This is a genomic window from Pseudonocardia sp. KRD291, assembly GCF_019263595.1.
Taxonomy (GTDB): Bacteria; Actinomycetota; Actinomycetes; order Mycobacteriales; family Pseudonocardiaceae; genus Pseudonocardia.
Genome location: NZ_JADQDD010000295.1, coordinates 1 through 7419, shown reverse-complemented (window position 1 = coordinate 7419; position 7419 = coordinate 1). Strand labels below are relative to the sequence as shown.

The window sequence follows — 7419 nt, the reverse complement described above, 5'->3', positions numbered from 1 at the left end:
CCCAGCGAGGGACTCCCGGCACCGACCGCACGCACCGCGAACACGACGGCGAACACGACGGCCACGCCGCCCTGGGCCGCGACCAGCGCACCCGCGACCCGGACGTTCTGCGGCGCCACCTCGGCGGTGTTCACGCCACCTCCGCGGGAACAAGCACGTCGGCGGTGTTCACGCCACCTCCGCGGGAACAAGCACGTCGGCGGTGTTCACGCCACCTCCGCGGGAACAAGCACGTCGGCGGTACTCACGCCACCTCCGCGGGAAGAAGCACGTCGGCGGTGTTCATGACCCCAGAATAGTCGGCGCTACCCTCGGCGGGTGCGCGCGCTGCTCGTGGTCAACCCGCAGGCCACGTCGACCACCGCCGCCGGGCGGGACGTGCTGACGCACGCGCTGGCCAGCGAGCTCAAGCTGGAGGTGCTGCAGACGCGCTACCGGGGGCATGCCGCCGAGGGCACGGCGGCCGCCGTCCGCGACGGCGTCGAGCTCGTCGTCGCGCTCGGCGGCGACGGCACGGTGAACGAGGTCGTGAACGGCCTGCTGGCCGACCAGACCGGCACCGGCAGCACCGCCCCACGCCCGGACGCCGAGGCCACCGCGATGCTCGCCGTCGTGCCGGGCGGCTCGGCCAACGTGTTCGCCCGCGCCCTGGGCATGCAGCGCGATCCGGTGGAGGCCACCGGCCAGGTGCTCGCCGCGCTGGCCGCGGGCCGGCGCCGGATGGTCGGCCTCGGGCACGCCGACGACCGCTGGTTCACGTTCAACGCCGGGATGGGCTGGGACGCCGACGTCGTCGCCGCCGTCGAGCGGGCGCGGGCGCAGGGGCACGAGGCCAGCCCCGGGCGCTACGCCGCCACCGCGCTCGCCCAGTACCTCGCACAGCTGCGCCGCCCGCCGTCGATGACGGTGCACATCCCGGGCGCCGACCCGCTGCCCGGGGTCAAGCTGGCGTTCGTCAGCAACACCGACCCCTGGACGTTCCTGTCCGGTCGGGCGGTCCGGACCAACCCGCGGTCGTCGTTCGGCAGCGGTCTGGGCCTGTTCGCCCTGCGCAGCCTCGGTCCGCGCACGATCGCGGCGGTGCTCGGCCAGATCCTGTCCAGCGACGGCAACCCGCACGGCCGCCACGTCGTCCGGCAGGACGCGGTACCGCTCGTCCGGATCACCAGTGACACCCCGCTGGCACTGCAGCTCGACGGCGACCACCTGGGGGAACGCACCGACGTGGAGTTCCTCAGCGTGCCCGCCGCGTTACGCGTCGTCGTGTGAGATGAGCAGCTCGCCGCAGTCGGGGACCGGCGACCACCCGCCAGAGTGACCGCAACACCATTCACCGATGGCCGCGGACCGTCGATCCCGTTGGGGCTCGCACCTGGCCAAACGGTGATCCAAGGTGGTCCCTACGCAAGCAAGGGACCACGGGCAGCGACGCCCGGGGTGTTTGGTCCGACAGAGATTTCGGGTAGCCGATCCGCTGTCGGGCGGGGACACTGGTAAGAGCTTGGCCCCGGACGGAGCAGCACGATTCCGTCCATCCCGGCATGTGAGTGTCGGTGAGGCCACTCACGCTCGAACCAGTCCGTTTCCCTTGAAGACGGACCTGCGCTCGTGAAACCATTCACAAGCGGCGGAATGACCGTACACACGTAGACGATCGGCGCGACCCCGATCGCGCACAACGAGGAGTAGAGCAATCATGGATTGGCGTCACGACGCGATCTGCCGCGACGAGGACCCCGAGCTTTTCTTCCCTGTCGGGACGAGCGGCCCCGCCCTGATGCAGATCGCCGAGGCGAAGACCGTCTGCCGGCGCTGCCCGGTGACCGAGTCCTGCCTGGCCTGGGCGCTGGAGAGCGGCCAGGACGCCGGGGTCTGGGGCGGTATGAGCGAGGACGAGCGTCGCGCCCTGAAGCGGCGCAGCACGCGTAGTCGTTCCTACACCGCCTGAGGAAACCTCGTACGGGGCAGCACGCCCGAGAAGTTCGAGAAACACGCAGAACGCAACGCTCCCCCACCGCGGGCCCGCAGCCGGATGCCACCGGCAGCGGGCCCGCGGTTCTCGTTCCGGGGCAGTGCTGTGTCGTCCCTGCCCGGGTCGTCGGTACCCGGGTCATCGTTGCCCGGGTCGTCACGGCCTGGGCCACCGCCGGAACGGACCGTCGACCACGGTGCCGGCGCGACCTCGGCACCGGGGTCATCGGTCATGGGCAGAGCCTATCCGCTGCCGTTCGGCGACCCTCCCAGGGGCAGCCTGATCAGCGCCTCGGTGCCACCGCCGTCCCGGTCGCCCATCCGGAGGGTGGCCTCCAGCTCGGAGGTCAGCAGCGTCCGCACGATCTGCAGACCCAGCCCCTGCGCGGTCTCCACGTCGAAGCCCTCCGGCATGCCGTGCCCGTCGTCGGCCACCACCACCTCGAGCCAGCCCGCGGAGCGGCGTGCGGACACCACGACCTCACCGGACTCGCCCTGGTCGTAGGCGTGCGCGAGCGCGTTGTGCACCAGCTCGGTGAGCACCAGCACGAGCGGGGTCGCGCGACCGGCCGGCAAGGTGCCGAAACCGCCCTCGACCCGGACCCGGGCCCGCGCCTCGGCCGTCGCACCGTCCCGGATGGCCGGCAGCACCTTCTCCAGCAGCGCGTCGAGCTCGACGGTCTCGGCGACCGAGTAGGCGAGCGCCTCGTGCACCAGTGCGATCGAGGTGACCCGCCGCACGCTCTCCTCCAGGGCGCGCGCGGCCTCGGGATGGGCACTGCGCCGGGACTGCATCCGCAGTAGCGCCGCGACGGTCTGCAGGTTGTTCTTCACCCGGTGGTGGATCTCCCGGATCGTCGCGTCCTTGCTGAGCAGCGCCATGTCCCGGCGACGCAGGTCGGTCACGTCCCGGACCAGCACCAACGCCCCGGCGGGGTCCCCGCGCGGGCGCAACGGCAGCGAGCGGACGACCATCGACGCCCGGCGGCCGCGGATCTCCATCCGGGGCGACGCCTTGCCCTCCAGTGCCTCGGTGATCTTCGTGGCCACGTCGGCGGCCTCGAACGGGTCGAGCACGAGCCGGCGGGTGACCACGGCCAGCTCCGTCCCCGCCACGTCGCTGGCGTGGCCCATCCGGTGGTAGGCCGACAGCGCGTTCGGGCTGGCGTAGGCGACGTTGCCGTGCACGTCGAGCCGGATCAGCCCGTCCCCGGCGCGTGGGCTGCCCTCGGTCGTGCCGAGCGGGACGGAGTGCGGGAACGTCCCGTCCACGATCATCTGGCACAGGTCGGACGCGCTGCCCAGGTAGGCGATCTCCAGCGGGCTCGGGACCCGCGGGGTGGCCAGGTTCGTGTCCCGGGACAGCACGGCGACGGTGCGCCCGGACCGGCGCACCGGGATCGTCTCCCGGCGGACCGGGACCTCCAGGTGCCAGCGCGGGTCGTCGTCGCGGCAGATCCGGCCCTCGGTGACGGCACGGCCCCCACCGCGCACCCGGACGACGTCGTCGGCAGCACGGAAGGACGTGTTCGCGCCGTCCGGTTCGGGGGACTCGTCGAGCGGCACCCAGAGCAGGAAGTCGGCGAAGGACATGTCGGCGAGCAGCTGCCACTCCGAGACCACCCGCTGGAGGTGGTCGACGGTCTCGCCCTGCATCCGGGTGTGCTCGGCGAGCAGCTCGCTCAGCGTGGTCACGGCCGCCATCTCACCACATGCGAGAATGGGGCCCTGAACTCGCCGAACGAGGCAAGCCAGGAGAGAGGGAGGGACCACGCATGTCGAAGCGGGCCCGCAAGCGCCGCGACCGCGGCAAGAAGAAGGCGAACCACGGCAAGAAGCCGAACACCTGAGTTCGCCCCACACACGACGAACGGCGGGCGGTCACCCTCGAGGGGTGCCGCCCGCCGTTCGCCGTTCGTGGGCCGTCGTGCGTGGGTCTAGTACCGGTGACGCTCGACCCGGCTGGTGGTCACGGCCACGGTCGTGCCGTCCGGGCCGGACTCGACGCTGACCGAGGCCTGCTCCAACACCGCGGAGCGAATCTGCGAACGCAACCGGTCCTTGAGCCCGTCCGGGGCCAGCTCCCCGCCGCACTTGCGGGCCAGCAGCGCCTTGAGCTTCTCGTCGATCCCGTACTCGGACAGGCACGGCGCGCACTCGTCGAGGTGCTGCTCGAGCACGGCGCGCCGGTTCTCGTCGCACTCGCGGTCCAGGAACAGCCACACCTCGGCCAGCACCTCGGAGCAGCCGGTGCCGCCGGCCATCGGGTTGCCGGCCATGGGGTTGCGGCCCGTCGCTCCGGACCCTGCCGAGCAGGGCCCCGCCGCGTCGTCCCGCTCCGGGGAGGGGGTCTCGTCGGTCGCGCTCACCTCGTCGTCACCTCCTGCTGGCCGCCGCGCACGAAACCACGCTCGCGCGCGACGTCGGTCAGCATGTCGCGCAGCTGGCGCCGGCCACGGTGCAACCGGGACATCACGGTCCCGATCGGCGTGCCCATGATCTCGGCGATCTCCTTGTAGGCGAACCCCTCGACGTCGGCCAGGTAGACCGCCATCCGGAAGTCCTCCGGCAGCTGCTGCAGCGCGGCCTTGACGTCGGTGTCGGGCAGGGCGTCCATCGCCTCGACCTCGGCCGACCGGAGCCCGGTGGAGCTGTGCTCGCCGGCCTGGGCCAGCTGGTAGTCGGTGATCTCGTCGGTCGGCGACTGCAGCGGCTGGCGCTGCTTCTTCCGGTACCCGTTGATGTAGGTGTTGGTCAGGATCCGGTACAGCCAGGCCTTGAGGTTCGTGCCCCGGCGGAAGGTCCTGAACGCCGAGTACGCCTTGAGGAACGTCTCCTGCACCAGGTCCTCGGCGTCGGCCGGGTTGCGCGTCATGCGCAGCGCGGCGCCGTAGAGCTGGTCGATCAGCGGCATCGCGTCCCGCTCGAAGCGCGCGACGCGCTCCTCCTCGGTCTCCTCCGCCTCCGTGGTCTCCTCGATCACCGCGGCGCCCGTGGCGGGATCGGCGCCATCGCCCCGACCCGGCTCCTCGGCCGTGGTCGCCTGCTCCTTCTCCGGCACCGAACCCCTCTCCAGCGACGCGGGGTCGCTCGACGCGAGCTCCCGCACGGTGATCGGCGGTGCTCCCGCCGTCCCGGACCGCTCAAAGGGTACGCGCACACGCCGCCGACGGCCGGTCGACGGCGCCTCCATCACAGCGTTGCTCACGCCCTGTGTAACGGCCGGGGGCCCACGCACATTCCCACCACGTCCGTGCAGGCAGGATGCACCGTTGTCCGGCGGGCGGGTCCGGGCCAGGACGGCGGGAGGGCGGCACGATGGCGGGACAGGGCACACCGGCGACGGCGCTGCTGGCGAAGCGCAAGATCACCCATCGGGTGCACACCTACACCCACCGCGACGGGGCCGTCTACGGGACCGAGGCCGCGGATGCACTCGGCCAGGACCCGGGCCGGGTGTTCAAGACCCTCGTCGCACTGGTGGACGGCGCGATGACGGTCGGGATCGTGCCCGTCACCGCGACGCTCGACCTCAAGGCGCTGGCCGCGGCGGCCGGCGGCAAGCGGGCGCGGATGGCCGAGGTCGCCGACGCCGAGCGCGCCACCGGCTACGTCGCGGGCGGGATCTCCCCGCTCGGGCAGCGCAAGCGCCTGCCCACCGTGATCGACGCATCGGTCCACGACTTCGAGACGCTCTACTGCAGCGGCGGCCGCCGGGGCCTGGAGATCGAGCTCGCCCCCGACGACCTGATCGCCCTCACCGCAGCGACGGTCGCCCCGATAGCCGCTCACTGAGGCCCGCGCCGCCACTCCCCCGTCGTCCCGATCGGGCGAGCGGCGCGTTCGTCGCACGAGTTCCGACGAGAGCCCCGCTCGCTGACACAGGTCCGGTCCCGGGGCGCTCGTCGGTCCTCGGGTGGCTTACCCGAGCAGGTGGGCGAACCAGGTGGTGACCGCGGTGCGGACGCCGTCGGGGTCGGCCTTGAGGGAGTGGTCGCCGTCCAGGACGACGACGTCGCGGGACGCGGCGGGTTCCGGGCAGCCGAAGGGGTCGCGACGGCCCTGGACGACCAGGACCGGCGCCTCGACGCCGTCCAGCTCGGGCAGCCGATCCTTGTCCGGCCTGCCCGGCGGGTGCACGGGGAAGGCCAGGCAGAGAACGCCGGACGCGCCGGCCTCGGCCGCGGTCCGACAGGCCACCCGGGCCCCGGAGCTGCGACCGCCGGTCAGCAGCGGCAGCCGGCCGCGCCTGTCGACGCCCAGTTCCCCCGCCCGCGCCGCCGCGACGACGGCCAGCCACGCCGCGTCGAGCTGTTTCGCCGGTGCCGGGGCACGGCGACCGGCCACCCGGTAGGGCTGCTCGACGAGCCCGACGTGCACGCCCCGCGCCGTCGCCGCCCCGGTGGCCACGACGAGGTCGGGCGCACCGACTCCGCCGCCTGCGCCGTGCCCGAGCAGGAGCAGCGCCCTCGCCCGGCCCTGCGCCCGGTGCAGCGTGACCCGGGCCGGCCCGTGCGGGGTGTCGATCTCGACCGGCGCCCGGGAGGGGCTCACGAGAGCAGGTCGAGCTGCAGCGGCTCGCGCACCTCGCGCTCGGGCAGGCGCTCGAGCAGCTCCGGACCGTTGTTACGGACGTTGTTGACCTGCGCGGACACCGGCCGGATCTCGAAGCGGGCGACCAGCTCCGGCGACGGCGGGGCGAGCAGGGCGGAGACGCGCTCGTCGGTCGCGTCGGCGTCCGGGTCCAGCCAGGACCCCCACGCCGACGGGTCGAGCACCAGCGGCATCCGGTCGTGCACCTGGGCCAGCGGCCCGACCGCCTCGGTGGTCAGCACCGACGCGGTGACCAGGCCGTCCGGGTACTTCTGCGCCATCTCGCCGCCGGAGGGCTTCCAGAACTCCCAGATCCCGGCCATGGCCAGCGACGAGCCGTCGGCGTAGTGGGTGAAGTAGGGCTGCTTGGTGGGCTTGCCCTTCTTCCCGTTCTCGTCGGGCACGGCGTCGCGCCGCTGCCACTCGTACCAGCCCTCGGCCGGGAACAGGCAGCGCCGCGAGGCCAGCGCGCGCCGGAACGACGGCTTCTCGGCGGCGGTCTCGGAGCGGGCGTTCACCATCCGCGCGCCGGCGGAGGGGTCCTTGGAGAAGAACGGGACCAGGCCCCAGCGCACCGTGCGCAGCGTGCGCTCGCAGGCGTCGGGGTCCTGCGTGCCCTCGTCGTCGCGGGGGTGCCGCTCGACCACGACGGTGATGTCCTTGGTCGGTGCGACGTTGTAGTCGGCGCGCGCCGAGGACTCCTGCGTGGCGTCGACGGCGTGGAACTCGTCGGCGAGGTCGGTGGGCGCCTTGGTGGAGGCGTAGCGGCCGCACATGGCGTCCATCCTGGCACGACCGGGCGACCCGGTGACCTGGCCCGATCGCCGCTGTCGCGGATGGGTCATCATGGCGGGG

The 7419-nt window shown here is 73.0% G+C and carries 9 protein-coding genes; 4 read left to right on the top strand and 5 right to left on the bottom strand.

The window, feature by feature from the left end; genetic code table 11:
• Positions 1–318: 318 nt before the first annotated feature.
• Both I4I78_RS27550 and I4I78_RS27545 read left to right on the top strand, forming a co-directional pair.
• Entirely contained in the window at positions 319–1269 is a 951-nt protein-coding gene (locus I4I78_RS27550; protein WP_218614416.1) for a diacylglycerol kinase family protein, read from the top strand.
• 427 nt (positions 1270–1696) lie between these two features.
• Positions 1697–1948, top strand: coding sequence for a WhiB family transcriptional regulator (locus I4I78_RS27545; RefSeq protein ID WP_218614415.1), 252 nt, complete (start codon positions 1697–1699; stop codon positions 1946–1948).
• 266 nt (positions 1949–2214) lie between these two features.
• On the opposite strand, the gene I4I78_RS27540 is transcribed toward I4I78_RS27545, so the two are convergent.
• Positions 2215–3666 (bottom strand): sensor histidine kinase, encoded by a 1452-nt coding sequence (locus I4I78_RS27540; RefSeq protein ID WP_218614414.1) that lies wholly within the window; start codon positions 3664–3666, stop codon positions 2215–2217.
• A gap of 80 nt (positions 3667–3746) precedes the next feature.
• On the opposite strand from I4I78_RS27540, the gene I4I78_RS34330 reads away from it, so the two are divergent.
• Positions 3747–3821, top strand: a complete 75-nt coding sequence (locus tag I4I78_RS34330; protein WP_372447449.1) for a 50S ribosomal protein bL37 — start codon at positions 3747–3749, stop codon at positions 3819–3821.
• Between the two features lie 87 nt (positions 3822–3908).
• Here I4I78_RS34330 and rsrA read toward each other — a convergent pair whose 3' ends face one another.
• Together rsrA and I4I78_RS27530 are read right to left on the bottom strand one after the other, a co-directional pair.
• A complete protein-coding gene (gene rsrA, locus I4I78_RS27535; RefSeq protein ID WP_374225928.1) occupies positions 3909–4340 on the bottom strand; it encodes a mycothiol system anti-sigma-R factor in 432 nt (143 codons plus the stop codon).
• A complete protein-coding gene (locus tag I4I78_RS27530) occupies positions 4337–4954 on the bottom strand; it encodes a sigma-70 family RNA polymerase sigma factor (protein WP_218614418.1) in 618 nt (205 codons plus the stop codon). Before I4I78_RS27530 ends, rsrA begins: the two co-directional genes overlap by 4 nt.
• 335 nt (positions 4955–5289) lie before the next feature.
• Here I4I78_RS27530 and ybaK point away from each other — a divergent pair, with 335 nt between their 5' ends.
• Positions 5290–5766 (top strand): Cys-tRNA(Pro) deacylase, encoded by a 477-nt coding sequence (gene ybaK, locus I4I78_RS27525; RefSeq protein WP_218614413.1) that lies wholly within the window; start codon positions 5290–5292, stop codon positions 5764–5766.
• A 126-nt stretch (positions 5767–5892) separates the two neighbouring features.
• On the opposite strand, the gene I4I78_RS27520 is transcribed toward ybaK, so the two are convergent.
• Together I4I78_RS27520 and I4I78_RS27515 are read right to left on the bottom strand one after the other, a co-directional pair.
• Entirely contained in the window at positions 5893–6525 is a 633-nt protein-coding gene (locus I4I78_RS27520; protein ID WP_218614412.1) for an alpha/beta family hydrolase, read from the bottom strand.
• The gene (locus tag I4I78_RS27515) at positions 6522–7340 is read right to left on the bottom strand and encodes an SOS response-associated peptidase (protein WP_218614417.1); all 819 of its coding nucleotides are present in this window, start codon (positions 7338–7340) and stop codon (positions 6522–6524) included. The genes I4I78_RS27520 and I4I78_RS27515 overlap by 4 nt, the downstream gene beginning before the upstream one ends.
• Positions 7341–7419: the final 79 nt, after the last annotated feature.

Coding starts and splice junctions, on each gene's coding strand:
- I4I78_RS27545 (WP_218614415.1), top strand. CDS start 1,697: ATGGATTGGCGTCACGACGCGATCTGCCGCGACGAGGACCCCGAGCTT.
- ybaK (WP_218614413.1), top strand. CDS start 5,290: ATGGCGGGACAGGGCACACCGGCGACGGCGCTGCTGGCGAAGCGCAAG.
- I4I78_RS27515 (WP_218614417.1), bottom strand. CDS start 7,340: ATGTGCGGCCGCTACGCCTCCACCAAGGCGCCCACCGACCTCGCCGAC.